This window comes from Roseibium album (genome assembly GCF_965233825.1).
Lineage (GTDB): Bacteria > Pseudomonadota > Alphaproteobacteria > Rhizobiales > Stappiaceae > Roseibium > Roseibium album.
The window spans coordinates 2,815,618-2,838,796 of record NZ_OZ247583.1 but is presented as its reverse complement, the minus strand read 5'-3'; the positions used below and the strand labels follow the sequence as shown (position 1 = coordinate 2,838,796).

The 23,179-nt window shown below is 56.9% G+C and carries 16 protein-coding genes; 10 read left to right on the top strand and 6 right to left on the bottom strand.

The genetic code is table 11. From position 1 onward, the window contains the following. The first annotated feature begins 188 nt into the window (after nt 1-188). Nucleotides 189-935: a GNAT family N-acetyltransferase gene (locus ACO6TI_RS13155; protein ID WP_196897887.1), complete on the top strand. Its 747-nt coding sequence runs from the start codon at nt 189-191 to the stop codon at nt 933-935. Between the two features lie 90 nt (nt 936-1,025). Here ACO6TI_RS13155 and ACO6TI_RS13150 read toward each other — a convergent pair whose 3' ends face one another. Then, complete coding sequence (locus ACO6TI_RS13150; protein ID WP_422385071.1) at nt 1,026-3,185, bottom strand: malate synthase G; 2,160 nt, start codon at nt 3,183-3,185, stop codon at nt 1,026-1,028. Nucleotides 3,186-3,412: 227 nt separating this feature from the next. Between ACO6TI_RS13150 and ACO6TI_RS13145 the strand changes: the two genes are divergently transcribed. Together ACO6TI_RS13145 and ACO6TI_RS13140 are read left to right on the top strand one after the other, a co-directional pair. Then, the gene (locus ACO6TI_RS13145) at nt 3,413-4,333 is read left to right on the top strand and encodes a DMT family transporter (RefSeq protein ID WP_196890995.1); all 921 of its coding nucleotides are present in this window, start codon (nt 3,413-3,415) and stop codon (nt 4,331-4,333) included. Nucleotides 4,334-4,455: 122 nt separating this feature from the next. Continuing rightward, nucleotides 4,456-7,209 (top strand): cation:proton antiporter, encoded by a 2,754-nt coding sequence (locus tag ACO6TI_RS13140; RefSeq protein ID WP_422385070.1) that lies wholly within the window; start codon nt 4,456-4,458, stop codon nt 7,207-7,209. 33 nt (nt 7,210-7,242) lie between these two features. Here the strand turns inward: ACO6TI_RS13140 and ACO6TI_RS13135 are convergent, their stop codons facing one another. The 5 genes from ACO6TI_RS13135 to ACO6TI_RS13115 all read right to left on the bottom strand — a co-directional run bounded on the left by ACO6TI_RS13135 (nt 7,243) and on the right by ACO6TI_RS13115 (nt 13,469). Next, nucleotides 7,243-8,049 (bottom strand): mechanosensitive ion channel family protein, encoded by an 807-nt coding sequence (locus ACO6TI_RS13135; protein WP_055111354.1) that lies wholly within the window; start codon nt 8,047-8,049, stop codon nt 7,243-7,245. Nucleotides 8,050-8,174: 125 nt separating this feature from the next. Then, entirely contained in the window at nt 8,175-9,692 is a 1,518-nt protein-coding gene (locus ACO6TI_RS13130) for an ankyrin repeat domain-containing protein (RefSeq protein WP_422385069.1), read from the bottom strand. Nucleotides 9,693-9,879: 187 nt separating this feature from the next. Beyond that, nucleotides 9,880-10,743 (bottom strand): SDR family oxidoreductase, encoded by an 864-nt coding sequence (locus ACO6TI_RS13125; protein WP_055111351.1) that lies wholly within the window; start codon nt 10,741-10,743, stop codon nt 9,880-9,882. Between the two features lie 178 nt (nt 10,744-10,921). Beyond that, nucleotides 10,922-11,665, bottom strand: a complete 744-nt coding sequence (locus ACO6TI_RS13120; protein WP_108874592.1) for a crotonase/enoyl-CoA hydratase family protein — start codon at nt 11,663-11,665, stop codon at nt 10,922-10,924. A 22-nt stretch (nt 11,666-11,687) separates the two neighbouring features. Continuing rightward, on the bottom strand, nt 11,688-13,469 hold the full coding sequence (locus ACO6TI_RS13115; protein ID WP_422385068.1) for an acyl-CoA dehydrogenase: 1,782 nt from the start codon (nt 13,467-13,469) through the stop codon (nt 11,688-11,690). Between the two features lie 210 nt (nt 13,470-13,679). Between ACO6TI_RS13115 and ACO6TI_RS13110 the strand changes: the two genes are divergently transcribed. The 7 genes from ACO6TI_RS13110 (at nt 13,680) to ACO6TI_RS13080 (ending at nt 23,164) form a co-directional block, all read left to right on the top strand. Continuing rightward, nucleotides 13,680-14,672, top strand: a complete 993-nt coding sequence (locus tag ACO6TI_RS13110; RefSeq protein ID WP_196999138.1) for an L-threonylcarbamoyladenylate synthase — start codon at nt 13,680-13,682, stop codon at nt 14,670-14,672. 558 nt (nt 14,673-15,230) lie between these two features. Beyond that, the gene (locus ACO6TI_RS13105; RefSeq protein WP_108874595.1) at nt 15,231-16,160 is read left to right on the top strand and encodes a histone deacetylase family protein; all 930 of its coding nucleotides are present in this window, start codon (nt 15,231-15,233) and stop codon (nt 16,158-16,160) included. 120 nt (nt 16,161-16,280) lie between these two features. Further along, nucleotides 16,281-16,529 (top strand): exodeoxyribonuclease VII small subunit, encoded by a 249-nt coding sequence (locus ACO6TI_RS13100; RefSeq protein WP_055112627.1) that lies wholly within the window; start codon nt 16,281-16,283, stop codon nt 16,527-16,529. 567 nt (nt 16,530-17,096) lie between these two features. Continuing rightward, a complete protein-coding gene (locus tag ACO6TI_RS13095; RefSeq protein ID WP_422385067.1) occupies nt 17,097-18,242 on the top strand; it encodes a helix-turn-helix transcriptional regulator in 1,146 nt (381 codons plus the stop codon). Between the two features lie 387 nt (nt 18,243-18,629). After that, entirely contained in the window at nt 18,630-20,549 is a 1,920-nt protein-coding gene (gene dxs, locus ACO6TI_RS13090; RefSeq protein ID WP_055111339.1) for a 1-deoxy-D-xylulose-5-phosphate synthase, read from the top strand. 165 nt (nt 20,550-20,714) lie between these two features. Continuing rightward, nucleotides 20,715-22,175 (top strand): MFS transporter, encoded by a 1,461-nt coding sequence (locus ACO6TI_RS13085; protein ID WP_104703476.1) that lies wholly within the window; start codon nt 20,715-20,717, stop codon nt 22,173-22,175. Nucleotides 22,176-22,672: 497 nt separating this feature from the next. Then, nucleotides 22,673-23,164: a copper chaperone PCu(A)C gene (locus ACO6TI_RS13080; protein WP_196891011.1), complete on the top strand. Its 492-nt coding sequence runs from the start codon at nt 22,673-22,675 to the stop codon at nt 23,162-23,164. Nucleotides 23,165-23,179 lie beyond the last annotated feature (15 nt).

Here is a 23,179-nt window from a genome sequence, read left to right as displayed (position 1 = left end):
ATGCCAGTGTCCAAAGGGCAGCCCCATCTTGCAGGCACACTCATGCAGCAGAATTCACAATTGCCGAAAGTCCCCGGCGGGAAGTTTGTCTGATTTGATTTTTCATGCGTTTCGCAGGATTTCATATGATCAAGGAAGAGTATTTTGGGAGTGATGACCAACGTGCCGTTTTGAGGCGCGGACGGGCAATGGCCGAATTACTCGGGCGGGATGCGCGCCATAGTTATTACGGTCGCACCGTGGGACTGGTCTCGCCCGACGACGGAGACATTGACCACCTCGCCGCGCTGGTCAGGGCACAGGGAAATTCGAACTGTTCCGCTGTTCCACTCGATCAGGCAGCCGCCTACAAGGATGCGCTGGCAGCGCGCGGTCTCGTCCCCTTGCACTATGCCAAATGGGAAGGGACGGCGTCGCCTGTGGTCGCTGCGCGTATCGCGGTTGAAAACATGTCTTTGCCAGGCGACCTCAGCGTGGTGAAGGTGGATGCTTCAACGCCCGACGACATGATCGTCTCGTTGGCCACCATGGCTCTTTCGTGTGGCGTGTTGCCACTGAACGGCGAGGTTTTGCGTGGTCTTTTGAGGCCAGCGGTCTGCCTGATTGCCGTCAACAAATCGAAAAAGGTGGTTTCATGTGCTGCAGCGGCCACATTCGCGCACCAGGACCACAAAACCTTCGGCAAGCAAGCCTGGTGGGGCATGCTTGCCACCGATCCTTCGTATCGAGGTCAGGGGCTCGCGCTTGGTCTTGGTGCACAGGCTATTTTGGAGATGAACTCAGATTTCGGCGTCAAAGATTTCATGACGGGCGTTCAACCCGGAAATGCCGCTTCGGAAGCTGTTTGCGGGCGTATGGGCCTCGTCCCCGGGGAATTCGCCATTATCGGGTGCGCCGACCCGCAAGCATTGGCAAATGGCCGGATGACGAAATAGGATCATCTCGTGTCGAACTGACTTGCGAGGCGGCCCTGCCGGCCACCTCGTTTCCCCCTCAGCCAACCGGCCCGGACGCCGTGTTTGTCGTCAGACAATCTTCGCCTTGAACTCGCTCCGGCGACGATGGAGAACCGGTTCCGTGTAACCGTTCGGCTGGCGTGTTCCATCGATCACCAGTTCGCAGGCGGCCTGAAAGGCGACGGACTCGTCATAGTTTTCGGACATCGGACGGTAAGCCGGATCACCGGCATTCTGGCCATCCACGACAGCTGCCATCCGTTTCATGGTTTCCATGACCTGGTCCCTTGAGACCACGCCGTGATGCAGCCAGTTGGCGATGTGCTGCGACGAGATCCGCAAGGTTGCCCGGTCTTCCATCAGCCCGACATTGTTGATGTCCGGCACCTTGGAACAGCCGATCCCCTGCTCAACCCAGCGCACGACATAACCCAGAATACCCTGGGCGTTGTTGTCGAGTTCCGCCTGGATATCCTGTGGTGTCCAGTTCGGGCGTTCAGCCACAGGAATGGAAAGAATATCTTCCAGCTTCGCGGATTCACGAGATTTCAGCTCCGCCTGCCGCGCCGAAACGGAAACCTTGTAGTAGTGAAGTGCATGCAATGTTGCCGCCGTCGGGGACGGAACCCAGGCAGTGTTTGCACCCGACATCGGGTGACCGATCTTCTGTTCCAGCATGGCCTGCATCAGGTCCGGCATTGCCCACATTCCTTTTCCGATCTGGGCATGACCCGGCAAGCCGCAGGCAAGACCGACGTCTACATTGTTGTTTTCATAAGCGCTAATCCAGGTCGAGGTCTTCATGTCACCCTTGCGGATCATCGGACCCGCTTCCATGGATGTGTGCATTTCGTCACCGGTGCGGTCGAGGAAGCCGGTATTGATGAAGAACACACGGTCCTTTGCCTGGCGGATACATTCCCCCAGGTTGAGTGTCGTGCGACGCTCTTCGTCCATGATGCCCATCTTGAGCGTATTGCGCTCCATGCCCAGCGCATCCTCTACCCGATCGAAAAGCCGGGAAGCGAACGCGACTTCTTCAGGCCCGTGCATCTTGGGTTTGACGATATAGACGGAACCTGAACGGCTGTTGAGATTTCCACCGTTCGGGCCGATGTCATGCAGCGCGATCAGCGACGTGATCATGCCGTCGAGCATACCTTCCGGCACTTCGTTTCCGTCTTTGTCCAGAACAGCGTCAATGGTCATAAGATGCCCGACATTGCGGACCAGCAGAAGCGAGCGGCCGTGAAGTGTCAGCGCGCTGCCGTCGGGCGCCGTGTAGTGCCGGTCGGCATTAAGCCGACGCGTCACCTCTTTGTCTCCCTTACGGAAGGATTCTTCCAGATCACCCTTCATCAACCCGAGCCAGTTGGTGTAGATGACGACCTTGTCTTCCGCGTCGACAGCTGCGACCGAGTCTTCGCAATCCATGATCGTGGACATGGCCGATTCCAGAACCACATCGGACACATGTGCCTTGTCGGTCTTTCCGATCGGATGCTGCGCATCGATGTTGATTTCCAGATGCAGGCCGTTTTTCACCAACAGGATCTTGTATGGTGCTGCCGTCTCGCCCGAGTAACCGGCAAACTGAGACGCATCTTCCAGGGTGGTCTCACCATTTTCTGTCGCAATTTTCAGGACTTCGTTCTGAATGCTGAAACCGGTCGAATCCGACCAGCTTCCCGCAGCAAGAGGAACCGCTTCATCGAGTACGTTGCGGGCGTAGGCAATCACGTCCGCAGCACGTGCCATGTCAAATCCACCGGCTTGCGGTTTCGATCCCATGGCGTCGGTGCCATACAGCGCGTCGTACAGTGATCCCCAGCGGGCGTTCGCAGCGTTCAGTGCGTAGCGCGCGTTCATGACAGGTACGACCAGCTGTGGGCCGGCGACAGTTCCGATTTCCGGGTCCACCTTGTCAGTGCCAACCGCAAAGCCCTGGCCCTGTGGCACAAGATAACCGATTTCGCTCAGAAACGTCTTATATGTCGCCATCTCCGGTGTGCCCGGATTCGCCCTGTGCCAGGCATCGACCTTTTCCTGAATTGCATCGCGCTTTGCCAGAAGATCCCGGTTTTCTGGAGCCAGATCATGAACCAGTGCCGAAAGGCTCTTCCAGAAATGATCCTGATCTACACCCGTTCCGGGCAGGGCCTGTTCATTCACGAACTCGAAGAGTTCGTTGGCAACTTGCAATCCATGGGCGTCTGTACGGGCGGTCATAATTGTCTCCACGCGATGGGCTCGTGTCATGTTGTATGAATGTGTGTTTTGGGGGCAAAGCGGGCCATCGTCAATTGCTCGACAGCACTCATGACTTTTTCCGTTTTGGAAATAATACAGATTATTATCTCCATCATATTATCTTCCAGGTAAAGAATGGGCTTTTCGTCCTCTCCGCAATCCGGTACCGGTGACAACTCTGCCAGGATTTCCTCACAAGGCTCTTCATGTTCGCGATTGCAAGACGATTTGGTGACCTCACCTATGGCAATGCCTTTGTCATGCTGACGCTGACAACCCTGTTCTGGGGAGGCAACACCATCGCAGGCCGCCTCGCTGTCGGTGAAGTGTCCCCCATGATGGTCGTGTTTCTGCGCTGGCTGATCGTCGCGGCTATTTTCGTCCCCTTGTTCTGGTCCAGAATACGATCCGACTGGCCTCTCATGCGTCCCTATTTTGCACGCATGATCCTGATGGCCGCCTTCGGCTTCGTCGGCTTCAATTCGCTTTTCTATATTGCCGCCACCCAGACCACTGCGGTCAACCTGGGCATCATCCAGGGGTCGGTGCCGATCATTGTTCTGATTGGCTCTGTGATCGCATTCGGAACAAAGGTCCGCGTATTGCAGGTGCTGGGAATTCTGCTGACGCTTATGGGAGTGACCATAATCGCAGCCCAGGGCAGCCTCGATGTCCTTCTTGCGCTGGCCGTCAACCCGGGTGACGGCTACATGCTGTTGTCCTGCGTTCTGTATTCCGGGTATGCGCTTGCGCTCAGGGACAGGCCGAAAATCTCGGGACTGACCTTCTTTGCGGTGCTTTCCGGCATCTCCGTCCTTGCCTCGATACCGGGGCTCATTTTCGAGGTTTCGACCGGAACAGCTCAATTGCCTTCGTTCGACGGATGGCTCGTGGTTCTCTATATCGCGGTCTTTCCGTCGTGCCTCTCCCAGATTTTTTTCATGCGCGGTGTCGACCTGATCGGCCCGGCAAGGGCCGGTGTTTTCGTCAACCTCGTTCCGATCTTCGCGGCGGCCCTTGCCGTAACCATCTTGAATGAGCCTTTCAAATGGCACCACGGTGTCGCGCTCACGATGGTGCTTGGCGGGATCTGGCTTTCAGAACGGAAGGCAGGGCGCGGGAATTGAACGTACAACCCAACTAAAAACGCGGCGAATTTGATATCGCCTCATTCGCAAGGCACAGTGCGTTTATGGAAACACCTTTAATTACAGGCGCCTTCGCGCTTTTATTGATAACGATATCACTATTGCAACCGCTCGCCCGGCGGCTGGGGCTTGCCCCAAGTGTTCTGCTCGCGATCGTGGGAACGCTGATCGGAATTTCGGCGACCTATCTTTTTTACACAAGCCACACCAACCGCTTCGACGATTTTGCCCAAATCTTCGCGGATCCTCCCCTGGACTCGGAGATGATCCTCTACATGTTCCTGCCGCTCCTGCTGTTTCAGACAACTCTGACACTCGATATCAGGCGTATCCTGGAGGATATTGTTCCGATCCTGGTCATGGCGGTCGTGGCGGTGTTCGTGGCAACCGGATTTATCGGTTTTGCGCTCTACCCGTTGACCTCGTATTTCCTGTCCCTTGAAGACGTCTTGATCGTCTGCCTCCTGCTGGGCGCGATTGTCGCGACGACCGATCCGGTTGCCGTTGTCGCGATCTTCCGGGATATCGGTGCACCGGCAAGACTGGGTCGGATCGTGGAAGGCGAGAGCCTCTTGAACGATGCCGCAGCGATCGTGATTTTCGTCATCCTGCTGGGTATTCTGACGAAACAGCAATCGCTCACACCGGGCGAAGCTGTCGTGGCCTTCGGCCGTTCTTTCGTTGGTGGTTTGGTCGTCGGTGCGGTTCTGGCGCGCATTGCCGTCAGCCTGTTGTCCCTGATGCGCGATCTGCCGCTTGCCCAGGTTACGCTGAGCCTTGCGCTTCCCTATGGCACCTACGTGCTGAGCGACCAGTTTGTCGACGTTTCAGCTGTCGTGGCCGTTGTCTGTGCAGGAACCATATTCAACCTTTATGGGCTTGCGCGTATTCAGCCCGCCAGCTGGCAGTTTCTTCATGCTGTCTGGGAACAGCTGTCCTTCTGGGCTGCCTCACTGATCTTCCTGCTGTCCGCGATCCTGATCCCGAAACTGGTGGCGGGGTTTGCTCCGATCGACATCCTCCTGCTCATCGTGGTGATTGTCGCATCGCTGGCAGCACGGGCAGTCGTGATATTCGGGCTGCTGCCTGTGATGAGCCTGTTCGGTGCGGGACAGTCGGTCAGCAACAAGTACAAGACCGTCATCCTTTGGGGTGGAATGCGCGGTGCGGTGACCCTGATCCTCGCGCTCAGTGTTTCCGAACACGCCATACTCTCCGAAGAGGTGTCCGGGTTCGTGACGAAGCTTGCAACCGGCTTTGTCCTGTTCACCCTGCTCGTCTACGGAACCAGCCTTAAGCCGCTGATCCGCCTTCTCGGCCTGGATCAGCTGAACGCAAGGGACGAGGCTCTCAGGACGCAGTTTCTGTCACTGGCCCTCTTGGATGTGCGTTCCGAACTGGAGACAGCCGCCAAAAGCTATCATATCAACGAACGCGTGACGACGAACGTTCTCAAGGGCTACGAGAACCGGGCTGCCGCGGCCGCTTCGGAAACGAACAAACTGGAAGAACTCAAGGACTGGGACCGAGTGCGCATGGGTCTCATCGCCCTTGCAGATCGTGAACAACAACTCGTTCTGGAACATTTTCACGAAAAGACGATCTCCGGTCGCGCTGTCTCACGGTTCCTGACCCTGACCGGACGGACAGGCGACCTGACCCGCAGCGACGGCCGCTCCGGCTATAACAAGGCAACGCGGCAACCCTTGAAGTTCGGCTTCGGCTTCAGGCTGGCACAGACGCTTCAAAGACGATTGCGGATCACCCGGCCCCTTGCCAATCAACTCGCCGACCGTTTCGAGTTTCTGCTGATTTACCGGATACTTGCCGATGAACTGGTTGATTTCAACGACAGCCGCATCCGTCCCTTGATGGGAGACCGCGTCGCCGACATTCTTCTCGATACTCTCAGCCTGCGGCAGGATGAAACGATCCAGGCGATTGATGCGCTGCGACTGCAATATCCGGATTATGCCGACTCGCTCGAAGGCCAGTTCCTGTTGAAGGCCGGTGTGCGGCTGGAAGAAACGGCCTATGACGAAGCCAAGGGCCAGATGCTGATCGGCACCGAATTGCATCGGGACCTGTTGCGAGATGTTGAAAGGACGAGAAGAACGAGCCACACGAGGCCAAAGCTTGATCTGGGTCTGAAGACCGGTGACCTGGTGAGCGCGCACCCTCTGTTCAAGGACCTGCCCCGCAAGCAGCAGAAGGCTATCCGGCGCATGATGCGGCCCCAATTCGCAACCCCGCGCGAGAAGCTGATCCGTCGGGGCGACCGGGGTGATGCAGCCTATTTCATCGCCTCGGGAGCAGTGGAAGTTCAGGCACCCACGCACAGCGTTCGTCTCGGGCGAGGCGATGTCTTCGGGGAAATCGCACTCATGACCGGTGGACGGCGCAGTGCCGACGTTGTCGCGCTTGGCTATTGCCAGTTGCTGAGTCTCGGCGCTCATGATTTCAAGTCCCTGATGGAGCAGCACCCGGACTTGCGCGAACACGTTGTGGCGCTGGCCACCAATCGGCAGCTGATGAACACGGACAAGGCCGAACACGAAATCGAAGACCCTGTCGTTCCCCAATTCACACTAGACGACCCACCTGAAGACCAGACGTCTGAAAATGACGAAGCAGGGAACATGGACGGCGATCTGGATCAATCGACAAGTGAACTGCCGGAGGGTCCAGAAACTGACACCTCGACGGTGGAAATAGAGATCACTGAAGAGATCAAGGTGACCGAAACCATCAAGATCGCCGAAGACAAGGAACTGCCTGACACGCATCAGGACAGTGATACGGCCGCTGACGAAAAGACAGGCAATGTTACAAAAAAGGAGACCGCATCCGGGTGATGCGATCTCCAAAGCCGATACGGTTCCGGCGTATTATCCCGCCTTTTGAATTTCGACCGAATGCGGATAGGGGATAGAGATGCCCCCGGCGTCGAACGCTTCCTTGACCGCCTTGAGCATGTGGAACTTCAGTTCCCAGTAGTTTTCGGCGGCACACCACAAACGCACGCCCAGATCGACCGAACTGTCACCGAGATTGGTCACACGCACCCACGCCTCCGGGTCCTTGTGTACGCGCTCGTCCGCATTGGCGACATCCAGAATGATCTGGATCGCCTTGTCGACGTCGTCGCCGTAGTCGATGCCAAAGGTGAGGTCCAGCCGCCTCGTGTCATGTGCCGAATAGTTGGTCACGACCGACCCCCATGCCTGGCCGTTCGGCATGATGATCTGGACATTGTCCGGTGTCACGAGTTCGGTCACGAAGATGTTGAGATCCTTCACCGTGCCGGAGGTTCCGCCAACGTCGACAAACTGGCCGATTCTGTAGGGCCGGAAGATGATCAGCATCACCCCGGCCGCGACGTCACTCAAGGTTCCCTGCAACGCCAAGCCGATCGCCAGCGTACCGGCGCCGAGCACCGCGACCAGGCTGGTCGCCTCGATGCCGAACAACTGCAGGACAGCTATCAACGTGATCAGCAGGACCAGCCAGCGAACGATCGACGCGGCAAAACCGCCAATCGTGTCGTCGATCTGAGGGTGACTGACAATCCGTCGCCGCACCAGTCCGGACAGCATACCTGCGACTATCCAACCTATGATCAGGACAACGACGGCTTTTGCCGCGTTGATGAGAAGCGGAGCGTAAGCACTCACCTGATCCATTGCGCCTTCCATGAAGCCCCTCCTTGATAACCGAGCCTAACGATAGTGTTTCAATACCAGACTGAACGACCAACCAAAACAACCGGTCCTTCCACCGGAAATTGGGGGCGGACCATGCCGTCCACCCCCAAACACTACTAGCGGCTAGCGTCCAGCCAGTCTTCGAGAAACTGCACCATATCCTCGTTGCCACACCCTGCAATGAAGTTCGGATAAAGAACACTGCCTGCTTCCAGGAGCAGTCGAGCGCACGCCAAGTGATCCGCTTCCGGTCTTTTGGGGGCAAATTCCGAACCGTGAATGACAGTATCGAGTGCATCCCCGCCGTAGTCATTCTTGCGGGTCAGGTCCGGGCCGAGTGACAGAAAGTAAGCCATTTCTTCGCGGAGCCCGTTCCAACCGGCCACATGCAAGGGTGGCAAGCCCATGCTGTCCGTCACATCCGGGTCCAGTCCGGCTGACACCAGCCGTTGCATGTGACCGAGATTACCGGGAATGAAGGCAAGTCGCGTCAAAAGTCCCTTGTCCTCGTCGCTCAGATGCGTGACATCCAGAGGACCCGGCGCAGGGCCGTTGTCAGCGCACGCGGCGAGAACCATCTCGTTCCGGTCAAGCGGTTCGGCATATCCCTTCTGGTCCAGAAATGCGGCAACCGGTCTGTTTCCGTAGATCATCGCCATGGCGTAAGGGGTGTGACCGTCCCAGCGGGCAACCGGGTCGGCGCCAAATTTCAGCAACAACTCGACGATTTTCACCGAGCACCCCCGTCGCGCTGCCTGATGGAGCGATGGAATCGTGTTCATCGGTTGCCCGCTCGGGTGGTCAGGCACGGTCAGATTTGGGTCGGCTCCCGCTTCCAGCAACAGACGGACCATCTCCGCGTTGTCGAAATCGAGTGCGCGTGGCAACGCGTTGGTACCATCAGGCTTGGCCCCGTGCCTCAGGAGCAATTCAAGCGCTTTGGTATGTCCAAGTTCGGTGCTGTGATAGAGGCTTTCGTCGTCGTTCGGATTGGCACCTTGCTCCAGCAACCATCTGCCGAGAGCAAAATTGTCCGCGTGGCAGAGTGCTCCGTAAAGCGCAGACAGTTTGTAGTCACCATCAGGCTCCGGAGAATAACCTTCGTCCACATCGGCTCCGTGGCTGATCAACAAATCGGCTATCGCAGTCATGTCTGTTGATTTATCAGGCCTGCGATGAATGTCTTTTGAATAGGCCAGATGAAGAATTGGAGACCGGATGCCAACAACACGGGTCGCCGCCGAAGCATCTGCCTCGATTGCTGTGCGGACGGCTTCAAGATCGTAAAGTGCAATCTGGAGGCCGAGATTGTCATTCTTGAGGTCCGGATCGCCCTGAAGCAGTTTCTCCGTTACCCAATGCTGTCCGAAATATAGTGCCACCTTGAGCCGCTCGGCACGCTGTGCCCGGCTCATGGCTCCGCTTTCGATCGCAAATTTCAGTTTTGGCCAGCTTTCATGGCCTCCTTCTCGCGCGATTACGTGGAGAAAGTCAGCATGCCTGAGCTTCTTCTCAACGCTCACGTGTTTCACAACACGCGCAATCGCTTCCGGATCACCTTTGGCATGCGACTTGCGCAACCGGCGCGCCGCATTCTTGAAATTTTCGAGTTCCTGGAAATTGCCGTCCGACATGGCTTTTCTCCTGTTCAAACTGCCCGGGCGATCCGCTGGGTTCGGGCGCAGGTGAAAAACCGGCTATCATCGTCGTGTGTCAGGGTACTTTCGCTTTCCGCGGATCCGGCTGCCGCCCTCGTCGGCACCTAAAAGCTGCATGAACGAGCCGCGGAATGCAAGCCCGTTCACAGGTGATGACCATCATTCAATCCTTGGCCGGTCCAAGATCGGCCGGCGCGTCGACGCCCTCGGGGACGAAGAAATCCGGCGCAAGTGCAAGACTGGGGTCGACCCGGTACTTGTCAAAATCGGTGACACCCCTGCTTGCCAGGAATGTATCGTCGATCACGAACTGACCGGTAAAATCTCGTGAGGGCGAGACGAAGATTTCATGGGCCGCATCTGCAAGAATGTCCGGCGTACGGCTCTGCTGCATCATCTTGTCGCCGCCGATAATGTTCTTGATCGCTGCCGTTGCGATGGTCGTCCTCGGCCAGAGCGCGTTCACCGCAATCCCCTTGGATCTCAATTCCCCGGCAAGGCCAAGAACAACGAGGCTCATTCCGTATTTGGCGATGGCGTAAGGCGTAAAGGGTGCAAACCACTTTTCCTGCATGTCGAGTGGTGGCGACAACATGAGGATATGCGGGTTGTCGGCGTTTTTCAGATGCTCAATCGCGTGTTTGGAACAGGCCATTGTCCCACGCGTGTTCACCTGGTGCATCAGATCGAACCGTTTCATGTCGGTCTGCTGCAGGGGCGTCAGCTGAATGGCGCTCGCATTGTTGACCAGAATGTCCAGGCCTCCGAAATGGTCCGCCGTCCTGTCTATGCCCGCCTTGACAGCTTCATCGTCGCGTACGTCAAGGACAAGTGGCAGTGCCTTGCCACCTGCAGCCTCGATCTCTTCGGCTGCCGTATAGATCGTGCCTTCGAGTTTCGGATGCGGTTCGGCCGTCTTGGCCGCTATGGCGATGTTTGCACCGTCCCTGGCTGCCCGTAGCGCAATCGCCTTGCCGATACCGCGCGAGGCGCCGGTGATGAAGAGTGTCTTACCCTTCAAGGACATGATTTTCTCCTCCAGAGTGTCGCCGTGGCGGCGATGGTTTGATTGTGCTGATCATTCAACTCGCGTTTCGTGTCCGTGCACCATTCCGGATTGTAGCGCGAGCGGCAATGTCGGCATCCGGCAAGCACTTGGCAACAGTCCGACCGGAGCACGTTCATCGCCTGCATTCATTGTCAGGTCAGGCCTTCTTTTTCGACATGAAGGCCTGGAACGCGGCGATTGTTTCGGGTGCCGTCAAGCGCTCCGCAAAGATCCTGATTTCTTCTTCGACCCGTTCGGAAACGGCCTGCGTGTCTCCTCGCAAAAGTTTTCGCGACAAGGCCATGGCTTCCGGTGGCTTTGCCGCAATCTGCCTGGCGCAGGACAGCGCGGCAGTCTCGACGTCTTCTTCCACGATTTCGTTGACCAGTCCGATCTGCGCAGCCTTGTCCGCCGTCATTGGATTGCCCAGACACAGCAATTCAAAAGCTCTTGCGTGACCCATGAGTTGCGGACCGAGCAGGCTGGATCCGGCTTCCGGCACCAGTCCGAGATCGACAAACGGTGACCGGATAAAAGCGCGCCGGCTGGCAAATACCATGTCGCAATGCATCAGCAAAGTGGTGCCGACCCCAATCGCAATGCCGTCAACAGACGCGACCAGCGGCTTTTCGTTGCGCACGAGCGCGCGCAGGAAGCGCACAACCGGTGTCTCCGAGATTGCGACCTTGCCTGCATACTGAAGGAAGTCACCAATATCGTTGCCCGCTGTAAACACGTCCGGCTGCCCGCAGATGAGATGACACCGCACCTCGCCATCCGTGTTTCCGGTTTCCAACGCTTCGGCAAGCTCGGTGTACATGGCGCCCGTCAAGGCGTTTTTCTTTTCGGGCCTGTCCAGACGCAGGATCTGAACGCCGTCTTGCAGGCTTTTGCGGATCATTCCAATACTCCGATCAGGCTGTTCAGGACGCAAGGGCTTCGGCGTCAAAGGCCTGAATGGCTTCGGCCGACAAAACGATATCCGACTTCAGGCCTGCGGTTTCGCCGAGCACCGTTTCACAGAAACTCCGAGCCAGGAGCGTCCGTTCCGCCAAACGCGCGGCCGGCTCCAACACGGATCGCAGCGCCCCCTTGGCCAGCAGTGCGCCGCCCAGTGAAAGGCCCGCGACACGCAGATACGGCGTCGCACCGGAAAGTGCGTCCGCAATCCGGCCTTCGGCCTGAGCAGAGAGCATGAAGTCGGTGGCCTCTTCAAGATCTCGAATGCTTGCGTTCAGCCGGTCTGCGGTCGCACCGAATTCTGGGCGATTTGATGCCGCAACCTCATCTGCGATCGCCTTGAGTTCTGCGATGAAACCGTTGATCTGAGTGCCACCCGATAGTGGCAGTTTACGCATAACGAGGTCGATCGACTGAATGCCGTTCGTCCCCTCATAGATTGGTGCAATGCGGGCATCGCGCAGGTGCTGCGCGGCACCGGTTTCCTCGATGTAACCCATACCACCGTGAATCTGGACGCCAAGTGACGCCACTTCAACGCCGAAGTCTGTTGAGAGAGCCTTGGCTATCGGTGTCAGAAGACCAGCACGTTCGTTCCAGAATGTTCGTCCATCGTCGTCGTCCGCGATACTGGTCATGTCGATGGCATGCGCGCAGGCGTAACAAATCGCGCGGGCAACCTGGGTCTTGGATTTCATTGTCAGCAGCATGCGTTTGATATCGGGATGGCGCGCGATCGGGCTCATGCCTTCGCCCTTGTCACCTGGCGCCCTGCCCTGCTTGCGCTCAACGGCATAGTTCAGCGCATGCTGATATGCCCGTTCGGCAACACCCAACCCCTGGATGCCGACCGCAAGACGTGCGTTGTTCATCATCGTGAACATGCAGGCAAGGCCTCGGTTCTCCTCACCGATCAGCCAGCCTGTCGCGCCGCCGTCGTCGCCGTAGATCATGGTGCAGGTGGGCGACCCGTGGATCCCCATCTTGTGTTCAACACCGGCCACGCGGACATCGTTCCGAGCCCCAAGAGCACCGTCGTCGCCGACCAGGAACTTCGGCACCAGAAACAAGGAAATACCCCTGGTCCCGGCGGGCGCGTCCGGCAAGCGTGCAAGTACCATGTGAATGATGTTGTCGGTCAGGTCGTGATCTCCGTAGGTGATGAAGATCTTCTGGCCAAAGATGCGGTATGTTCCGTCATCATTCCGTTCTGCGCGGGCTCGCAGCGCATTGAGATCCGAACCGGCCTGAGGCTCGGTCAGGTTCATGGTCCCCATCCATTCACCGCTCACCAGCTTGGCCAGATATTTTGCCTTCAATTCATCCGAGGCATGTTTTTCCATGGCCTCCACCGCGCCGATGGTCAACGTCGGGCCGATCGCGAATGACATGGACCCCGAGTTCCACATCTCAAGCGCAGCTGCCGAAAGCATTTGGGGAAGCCCCTGCCCGCCAGATTCAGGATCCGCCGACAAACCATTCCAGCCACCGTCGATCCATGCATGATAAGCTTCGCGCCATCCCGGTGGTGTGGTTACCTTCCCGTCTTGAAGCGGTGTACCATGCTTGTCAGCAACCGCGTTCAGCGGTGCAATCTCTTCGGCGGCAAACCTGCCTGCTTCCGCGACAATTGCGTCGACAAGATCATCTCCCAGTTCAGCGTAACGCGTATTTTGCTGCAGGTCGCCAAGGCCACAGACATGTTTCAGCGTGAAGGCGATCTCGTCAACTGGAGCGCGATACATTCAGGTCCTCCCAAGACCGGCCGTTTTCGGCAATTGTCGGTTTTCGCCATCCCAAGCTTGACGGAGGCGGTACTTGTCCGCAAAAGGCGCATGAGACAGGTATTTGACAGGACAATAGACCAGTTGACGTTAACGTCAACCCGTACCGCAACGGCATGTCGTTGTCTTTTTTGTTTAATACACAATGCCGGAAGCCGCAGAGATCAGGACATGCAACGCTGGACCCTCGATTTGAACAGACCGGACTGGCGGAACGCTCTCGAAGCCTCTGCCGTTTGCTCGGCGATTACAAACGGTGAACTGGTGGCGGTGCCAACTGAAACGGTCTACGGACTGACGGCTGATGCCACCAACGGAGAAGCATGTGCGAAGATTTTTGCAGCCAAGGGCAGGCCGCAATTCAATCCGCTGATATCGCACGTCGCTTCGCTTGCCGATGCACAACGGCATGGAGAGTTTGACAGCCCGGCGCTGGACCTTGCCAAGGCCTTCTGGCCGGGACCCTTGACCCTTGTCGTTCCGAAAAAGAAGACTTCGACCATTTCCGACCTCGCAACAGCAGGTCTGTCGACAGTTGCCTTGCGCGTTCCGGAGGGGCCAGTCATGCGGTTCCTGTCGGAAAAGACGGGCTGTCCCCTTGCAGCGCCCAGTGCAAACCGCTCGGGAAAGATCAGTCCGACACGGGCTGACGACGTGATTGCCGACCTCGAACCCTGTCTCAGCTTCATTATTGATGCAGGGCCGTGTTCCATCGGGATCGAATCCACGATTGTCGGGCTCACAGACGGTACGCCCAGACTGTTACGGCCGGGTGGGATAACGCGTGAAGACCTGCAAGGCATCCTTGGTTCAAGCCTTCAAGATGCACCCACAAATGTGCAACCAGATGCGCCAGAGGCACCCGGCATGCTCCTGTCACACTATGCGCCGAACGCAACAATGTCCTTGAACGCTTGCGAAGCGGTACCCTCAGACGCCTTGCTGTCCTTCGGACCCGACAGGGTGCCCGGCGCGGATCAGGCTTATGCGGAATTCAACCTCAGCCCGAGAGGGGACTTTGCGGAGGCGGCTGCCAACCTCTTTCGGGGGATGCGGACCCTCGACGCCAGCGGTGCGAACACCATTCGGGTACAGTTTATCCCCAGCTTTGGGTTGGGTGAAGCAATCAACGACCGTTTGCAACGAGCAGCCGCACCTCGTTGACGGAATGGGGCTGGCCACGCGCGTCTGCGACAGGTGTTGTGTTGTCCCTACCTCGTTGATGCAATTTTCAGCTGCAATCGAAAACAGCATATATTTCAGCGTTTCACGATAGACACTTGTTTTGTCAGTTGAACCATGTCCACCTAAAGTTATCACAGCACCAAGGCAAGCTTCCAATATAACAGATAAACAAAAATCAAGTTCACTCGCATTTAAAATCTTGGCAATTCATACAAGGAACAGTGAGTGCAAAGGTCTGCCTCCAGACTTATCAACAAGTTGCATAGGCTGAGTTACGGTAAAAAGCTCGCTTTACGTTACGAGAATCACTTAGTCTTGTTGTCAGAATTGAGATGCAGCGGACCTCCCCTCGGGCATTGCGGTGCTCGCACCTTTAAACGGCCGGCCAAAGAGCCGGCCTTCTTTTTGAGCCGCTCACCCGCTGCAATCACGCATTTGTCGCTCTTCTTAAGACCTATCATCAATTGACAGGCCCGCCACCGGCGGCTCAGATGTTCCCCTGTTGCTCAAAAAACAAAACTCTTCGGAAACGCCACCTTGTCAACGCTTCTCTTGCATCATTCCTGCTATCTCGACCATCTGACCCCGCTCGGGCATCCTGAACGGCCGGACAGGATTCGGGCGATAGACAGGATCCTGGAACATGAAAAGTTCCAATCCGTCGAGCGCGACCTTGCCCCGGTGGGTGCACTGGAGGATATCGCGCGCGCCCATCCCATGAGTTACGTGGACCAGCTCCACCGACTGGCCCCGGACGAAGGCGTGGCGCGGGTTGATGCGGACACAACAATGTCTCCCGGCACATGGGAAGCGGCTCTCAGGGGGGCGGGCGGGGCCTGCCGTGCTGTCGACGAAGTGTTGACGAAGAAGGTCGACAACGCCTTTTCCGCTTCCCGCCCGCCGGGCCACCATGCGGAAAAAGAACGGGCGATGGGCTTCTGCTTTTTCAACAACGTTGCCGTTGCCGCCAGATACGCTCAGGAAAAGCACGGTGTCGGCCGAGTGGCGATCATTGATTTTGACGTCCATCACGGCAATGGCACTCAGGATATTTTTTGGGACGACTCCAGCGTGATGTACTGTTCCACGCATCAGATGCCGCTCTATCCAGGCTCCGGCGCTGCGTCTGAAACCGGTGATGCGAACACCATTGTGAACGTTCCGCTTGCCCCCGGTGAGGATGGCCTCGCCTTCAAGGAAGCATTCGAGGTCGCGATCCTGCCCCGGCTCGATGATTTTGCTCCGGAATTCGTGATCATTTCCGCAGGTTTCGATGCACACGCCCGCGACCCCCTGGGGGGGCTCAACCTTGTCGAGGCCGATTTCGCCTGGGCGACCCGCGTATTGATGGATGTCGCCGACAAACATAGTGATGGACACCTGATTTCTGTTCTGGAAGGCGGTTACGATCTGGAGGGACTCGCCCGGTCGACGGCGGCGCACGTCATGACTCTCATGACCGGCTGACCTCTCCGAATTGAAAAACGACGGGGATGATCCTGTCTATCTGACACTTCACGGCTTGACCTGCACGCTCAAGCCCGCAAGTTTCCAGATGAACTCATGCTTCAGACAAGGACCGCACCAATGAGCGACGCTGCAGGCGACATTTCCAAACTATCTTTTGAGGACGCACTCAAGCAGTTGGAAACGATCGTGCGGGAACTCGAGCAAGGCAACGTCGCCCTGGAACGCAGCATCGAGATGTATGAACGCGGTGATGCCTTGCGAAAGCACTGCGATACGCTATTGAAATCTGCGGAGGCAAAAGTGGAAAAAATCCAGCTTGGCCAGAACGGCGAAGCCAATGGATCCACCGAATTGGACGCCCAGTAAGCCAAGCTGGTCCGACGACGGCGAATGACGGGCGGAGCCTGTCAGGGCGTGGTTTTTCCAAAAAACTCAATTCAGACAGAATTCCTTATTCCACCCGTTTGTTGCCATCCGGTTCCGCGAACTGCCGAGTGCAAAACCGAAACGTGCTCGCACCGGTCCCGATCTGCCGATCGTTTACCAGGGTTGTTGCCGATCACATCAAGAGGTCGAGACGATAATCCAATGGCTCGGTAGATGTCCGTTACGCCATAGCCCGATGCCCGACTAACGTGCTGATCATGTCCCTTCAACTGGTAACCGCTCCGGAGGCATCCTGGCAAAACAGCCAAGCCTTCTCGTACGATCCAACCCGTTGACAGCGTAAAGAGTCACAAGCTCCCTCAAGCGTTTCATTTGCTATTTCTCAAAGAAATTGATAGTAATATTTACAAGTTTAAGCGGTCTTTATGTAATATTTAGTAGATGCTTTATAACATGCCGTCACTTAGTAAATCAGATGAAGTAGATCTACTTTTACGAGTATTGAGATGCTCCACACAATCGGCCGATTGGACGAGCGTGCTGGATTTGATCGATTCAAAACTGAACTGTACTTCGTTTCTGGTGGAGTTTGCGAAAAGCAATGTTCCGACCAACCGGTTCGGAGGGGATCACTCGACACGCAAGCTGAACGGAATGTTGCAGACTTCGGCAACCGGCGGAAGCCGCAAGGCTTTGCAGTTCCTGCTGACAGAAGCCCCTCTGCATTATCCCTTTTGCAGAACAACGCTCGGCAAAGGCGAATTCAATGGCCGCAAGCCCCTCGGCGAGACTGAAAAGACATCAGAAGACCTTGCACGAGCGATGGAATACGATGCCGATGACAATCGCCCGGACCGTCATGTCATTCAGCCCGAGATACCCGGTCTGGTTTCTCCTCTGAGACGCACTGAAAGCTCCACGATCCTGTTCGGCTGCCTCTTTCCCGAACACACGATCACGTCGATTGACGTCGCAATCGCCAACAAAACGTTCAGCGTGCTTGCAACATTGCTGTCTCCCGGGCTGGACGCCTTTTTCCAGATCGACCAGGAGCGTGCCACCAACCGCATCCATCGAACACTTCTTTCATTCACTTCCTGCCCCGCCGTCCTTGCAACGCAAGAAAGAATTGTGCTCGGCCAGACGGCATCGGGAATAGACAAACTGATTGCGACCGGCGGTGTCAGCCTTCGGGATGAAAAACTGGATTTCAAGAACAGGAGAATGGAAACCTGTCTGCAAGGTCTGTTGAACGAGATACAGGGGCAGGAACATTTCCAGGACGCTGAAAACAAATCAAATAGTGCGACAGAGAGCCAAAGCCAGGAGCATGCCGTCTTTATCGAAGACCCAAGCGGGCGTCTGAACCGGATTACCTTTGGTGCGATCACGCCCGCGCCGGTAGATGACAGATGCAGGTCTGCGCCCTGGATCCTGATCAGGATGACCGAACCTTCCGAACTGCCGCAAGCTGTCGAACTCGCTTTGCAGGACTATTATCTGCTGTCCCAATCCGAAGCGCATCTGGCCCGCTATCTGACGATGACCGGTTCGATGACCGACACGGTCGAGCAGCTTGGCATCACCAGGAACACGGCCAAAACACACATGCGCCGGATTTTTGAAAAAACCGGTATCAACACACAGCTTCAGCTGGCGAGGCTGGTGCACAAGCTATCGGGATACTTCTAGGTTAATCAAAGCAAACTGGTCGGAACAACGTCCAAGCGCTCGAACATCTGTTCGATTTCCGGTCATTTCGGCACAAAAAGGGGCCGCAGGTGTGCGACCCCAAGTTGATCACTGTGCACGTGGCCCCATCGACCACAACCAATGCATTAGGCCAGATCCGACTCAGATGCATCACCCAAAAGGGTGACTGATTTTCAAAATCGCGCGATAGCGCAATAAATGCACGTTATCTGCACCTGGTTTGAAAAAATCTGTTCTACAAAATGCTGCAAGTCTCTTGTTGAGAGCACGCAACATTTTGGCGCATTACTGTTGAGGCATTTGCGCCCTATAATTGGTTAGTGTATGCCTGCCCGCCAGATTTAGATTCATGGAGCCATCAGCAGAGTGTCTTCAAAACCCAATACCCCTCTCCTCGACAAGGTCAGGTCCCCCAAGGACCTGCGCACGCTCGAAGAAACAGACCTTCAGCAGCTTGCCGAGGAGTTGCGGTCGGAAACCATCGACGCCGTGTCGATCACGGGCGGTCATCTAGGAGCCGGTCTGGGGGTGGTCGAACTGACGGTCGCGCTCCACTACGTGTTCAACACTCCGGAAGACAGGATCATCTGGGATGTAGGACATCAATGTTATCCTCACAAAATCCTGACGGAACGGCGTGATCGTATCCGGACGCTGCGTCAGGGCAATGGTCTTTCCGGTTTCACCAAGCGCGCCGAAAGCGAATACGATCCCTTTGGGGCTGCGCACTCTTCCACATCCATTTCCGCAGGTCTCGGCATGGCGGCCGGGCGCGATCTAAAGGGCGAAGACAACAACGTAATCGCGGTGATCGGTGACGGCGCCATGTCTGCCGGCATGGCCTACGAGGCCATGAACAACGCCGGACATCTCGGTTCACGCCTGATCGTCATTCTCAACGACAACGATATGTCCATAGCCCCGCCGGTCGGAGCGATGTCGGCCTATCTTGCGCGGCTGGTTTCCGGCCCGACCTATCAAACGCTGAGGGATGCGGCGAAAAACATCGTCAAGAACCTGCCGAAACCAGTGTTCGAAAAAGCTGCACGCGCCGAAGAATATGCCCGCGGCTTCTGGACCGGTGGAACGATGTTCGAAGAACTCGGGTTCTACTATGTCGGTCCCGTTGACGGACACAATCTGGAGCATTTGCTGCCGGTTCTCAAAAACGTACGCGACACGCATCACGGTCCGATTCTCATCCACGCCGTGACCCAGAAGGGCAAGGGTTATGGCCCGGCAGAAGGTGCCAGGGACAAGTATCACGGCGTTGCAAAGTTCGATGTCATAACCGGCAAGCAATCCAAGCCGAAGGCGAACGCTCCCAGCTATACGAACGTCTTTGCGACATCACTGATCAAGGAAGCGGAAGCGGACGAAAAAGTCGTCGCAATTACAGCGGCCATGCCAGATGGAACCGGACTGAACCTGTTCGGTGAAGCGTTTCCCAAACGCACATACGACGTCGGCATAGCAGAGCAGCACGCGGTAACCTTTGCCGCCGGCATGGCGACCGAAGGCTTTAAACCGTTCGCGGCAATCTACTCCACATTCCTGCAACGCGCCTACGATCAGGTCATCCATGATGTGGCAATCCAGGGTTTACCGGTGCGCTTTCCGATCGACCGTGCCGGCCTTGTCGGCGCGGACGGACCAACGCATGCGGGTGCATTCGACACTGCCTTCCTGTCCTGCCTTCCCGGCTTTGTGGTGATGGCGGCTGCCGATGAAGTCGAACTGCGTCACATGGTGGCAACAGCCGTTGCCTACGACGAAGGTCCGATCTCGTTCCGCTATCCGCGCGGCGAAGGTGTCGGGCTCGACATGCCCGAGCGCGGCAGCGTTCTCGACATCGGCAAGGGCGTCATCCGCCGCGAGGGCACAAAGGTGGCGCTCCTCAGTTTCGGTGGCCGGATGAACGAATGTCTGGAAGCAGCTGATGAACTTGATGCCGCCGGTCTTTCGACGACAGTTGCCGATGCTCGCTTTGCCAAGCCGCTGGACATGGACCTGATCCGGCGCCTTGCGCGCGAACACGAAGTTCTGGTGACGATCGAGGAAGGATCCGTCGGTGGATTCGGCAGCCACGTACTGACGAATCTCGCCGAAGAAGGCCTCCTCGACAACGGTCTCAAGGTGCGTACTCTGGCCTTGCCGGATCTCTATCTCGATCATGACAAGCCGGACACGATGTACGCGAGAGCAGGACTGAATTGCGAAGGCATCATGAAAGCCGTTTTCACCGCACTTGGTACGGAAAGGCTGAGTGCGCCGCAGCGCGCGTAAACGGCTTCGCAGACTGACAAAATCGACGCCGGCAAGTGCGCATGCGTCACGCTTCAAATCGTGATTGACACGAGCTGCCATAACTGAAAATGCTGGTGCTCAGGATCAAACGCGCCGGTTCCAACCGGCGTTTTTTGTTTTGGAACGAGTCACCGGGAGGCAGCCATGGCTCAGACACTCATTTCCGTGTCCGCTCTTTTGTTGTCCGTTGCCATGCTCATTTTCGGGCACGGTCTTCAGACCACGCTCCTGCCGCTGGCCGCGGACCGGTTCTATTTCAGTGATTTCGAAATCGGTGCAATCTCTTCAGCCTACTTCGTAGGACTGGTTCTGGGCTGTCTCGGTGCACCGCTGCTGATCATGCGCGCCGGGCATATCCGCGCCTTTGCGGCGCTCGTTTCACTGATGTCCGGAGCCGCGATCCTGCATCCGGTTCTGATCGACCCCTACTCATGGTTCATCATTCGCGTTGTCTCTGGTTTCAGCCTGGCCGGTTTTTACATGATCGTCGAAAGCTGGCTCAACGAAAGCGCGACCAACGAGAACCGCGGAACGATCATGTCGGTCTATATCGTTATCGTGTTCGGTGCGATGATCCTCGGGCAGGTTTCGATTGCCAGCATGAATATTTCGTCCTTCGTGCCATTCGCAGTTGCCTCTGTTGCGTTGAGCCTTGCCGTGATGCCGATTTCGCTGACGACGGCAACGCAACCAGCACCGATCACGCTTGTGCGCTTCCGGCCGATACGCCTCTACCAGACCTCGCCGGCAGCCTTTGTCGGAATTCTGCTCATCGGGGTTTCGCAGGGTGCGATCTTCACACTTTCTCCGCTGTACGGGTCACAGATAGGCCTTTCAACCAATCAGTCAGCCTATTACGCGGCTGCAATCATCGGCGGCGGCATGATGGCACAGTGGCCGGTCGGCCGCTTGTCCGACCGGATGGACCGCCGCCTTGTCCTTGTGGGCCTTGGTGCTGCGACTGCGGTGGCTGCACTCACAATTGTGGTGTTCTCACCGACAGCATTTCCGATTGCGATCCTGTCGGCGGTGCTTGTCGGCATATTCACCCAGCCACTTTACGCCATAGCGGTTGCCCACGCTTTCGACCACGCCGCGCCGGAGGACTTCGTTGAAACCTCGTCCGGGATGTTGCTGTCATTCGGCATCGGTTCGATCATCGGCCCGTTGGTCGCCTCGCTGATTATGGGACAAATCGGACCTTCCGGACTTTACGTCATGATTGCCGCAGTCAGTCTGACAATGGCTGCATTCGTGCTGACACGCGTGTTTACGAGAGAGGCGTTGACGGACGACGAGAAAACGGATTTCGAGTACGCTGCAACGGCGCAGGTCGGCTCGGTTATTTCGCCCGAACCTCTCGACGCGGAAGCCGAGGAATATGTCATTCCGCCGGAGGAATTCCCGGCCTATGAAGACGATATCTATAATTTCGACACGCCTTCGGACGAAACCGAAGATGACACCGGTGGCGGGAACGGGCCGTCCGAAGATGATCTAGCTGCCGACAACAAGGACGTCGGGGCCAAGGGCGACCGCTCCGGTGAACCCGTTCTTGAAACACATCCGGAGACTGGCAAATCCGAAAAGCCCGACGGCTCCTGACTTATTGTGGTGACATGCGCGGTTTCGCCGCTCGACAGAAAGACGGAACAGGCCTATAGCCCTCACATGGCTTTGCGTGGCGCATATCTGCAGACCTTGCGACGTGAGCGTCATCCACTGGTGGCGTTTGCTGCGCTTGCGTTTTCGTTGCGTCTGGGCCTCGTTGTGCTCGCAACAGCCATTTCACCCGACTATGCAGCCGCGTCGGGCCTGACAAGCCTTTGTCAGCCTTCCGGTCAAGAGCAAAGCACCCCCTGGCCGCACGACATGCTGGCCTGTCAGTGCGGTCCCGCGTGCGCAAGTGGCTGTGCGCCCGGATCGTGTCTGCCAGGCATCTCCTCGGTGATGCCGTTCGAGGCCCCGGGATCGTGTGCTCCATCGGACGTCGCAGACAAGCCAATCTGCATTGCTGACAAACGTCGCGTCACGCCCATTCGGGGTCCCCCCTCTTCCTTGGTCTGAAACCGTTCAAAAACCCAGATTCCAAGGATACCGAAATGAAACTCTGGACATCCATCGCCGCTGCGACGGCGCTTACCGTCTTTTCTCTTTCCGCACTCGCGTCCGACTACCAGGCGGGCGACCTGTCACTCTCAAAAACATGGACGCGCGCAACCCCGCCCAAAGCCAAGGCCGGCGGCGGTTTTGTGGAAATCGTCAACTCCGGTTCAGAAGCAGATCGCCTGGTCTCGGCAAGTTCCGATGTCGCCGCCAAGGTTGAAATTCACGAAATGACCGTGACCGATGGCGTGATGAAAATGCGGAAAATGCAGGACGGGATCGAAATCCCGGCCGGTGAAACCGTTACCTTGAAGCCCGGCGGCCTGCACATCATGTTCATGGGACTGAACCAGGCATTCGAAGAGGGGTCTACTGTTCCAGTGGTGCTCACATTCGAAAAGGCGGGGGATGTCGCCATTGATCTTGATGTCGCCAAGATGGGCGCGAAATCGATGGATCACGGCCACATGAAGCATAGCAAAAACTGATATTTCCTGAAGAGG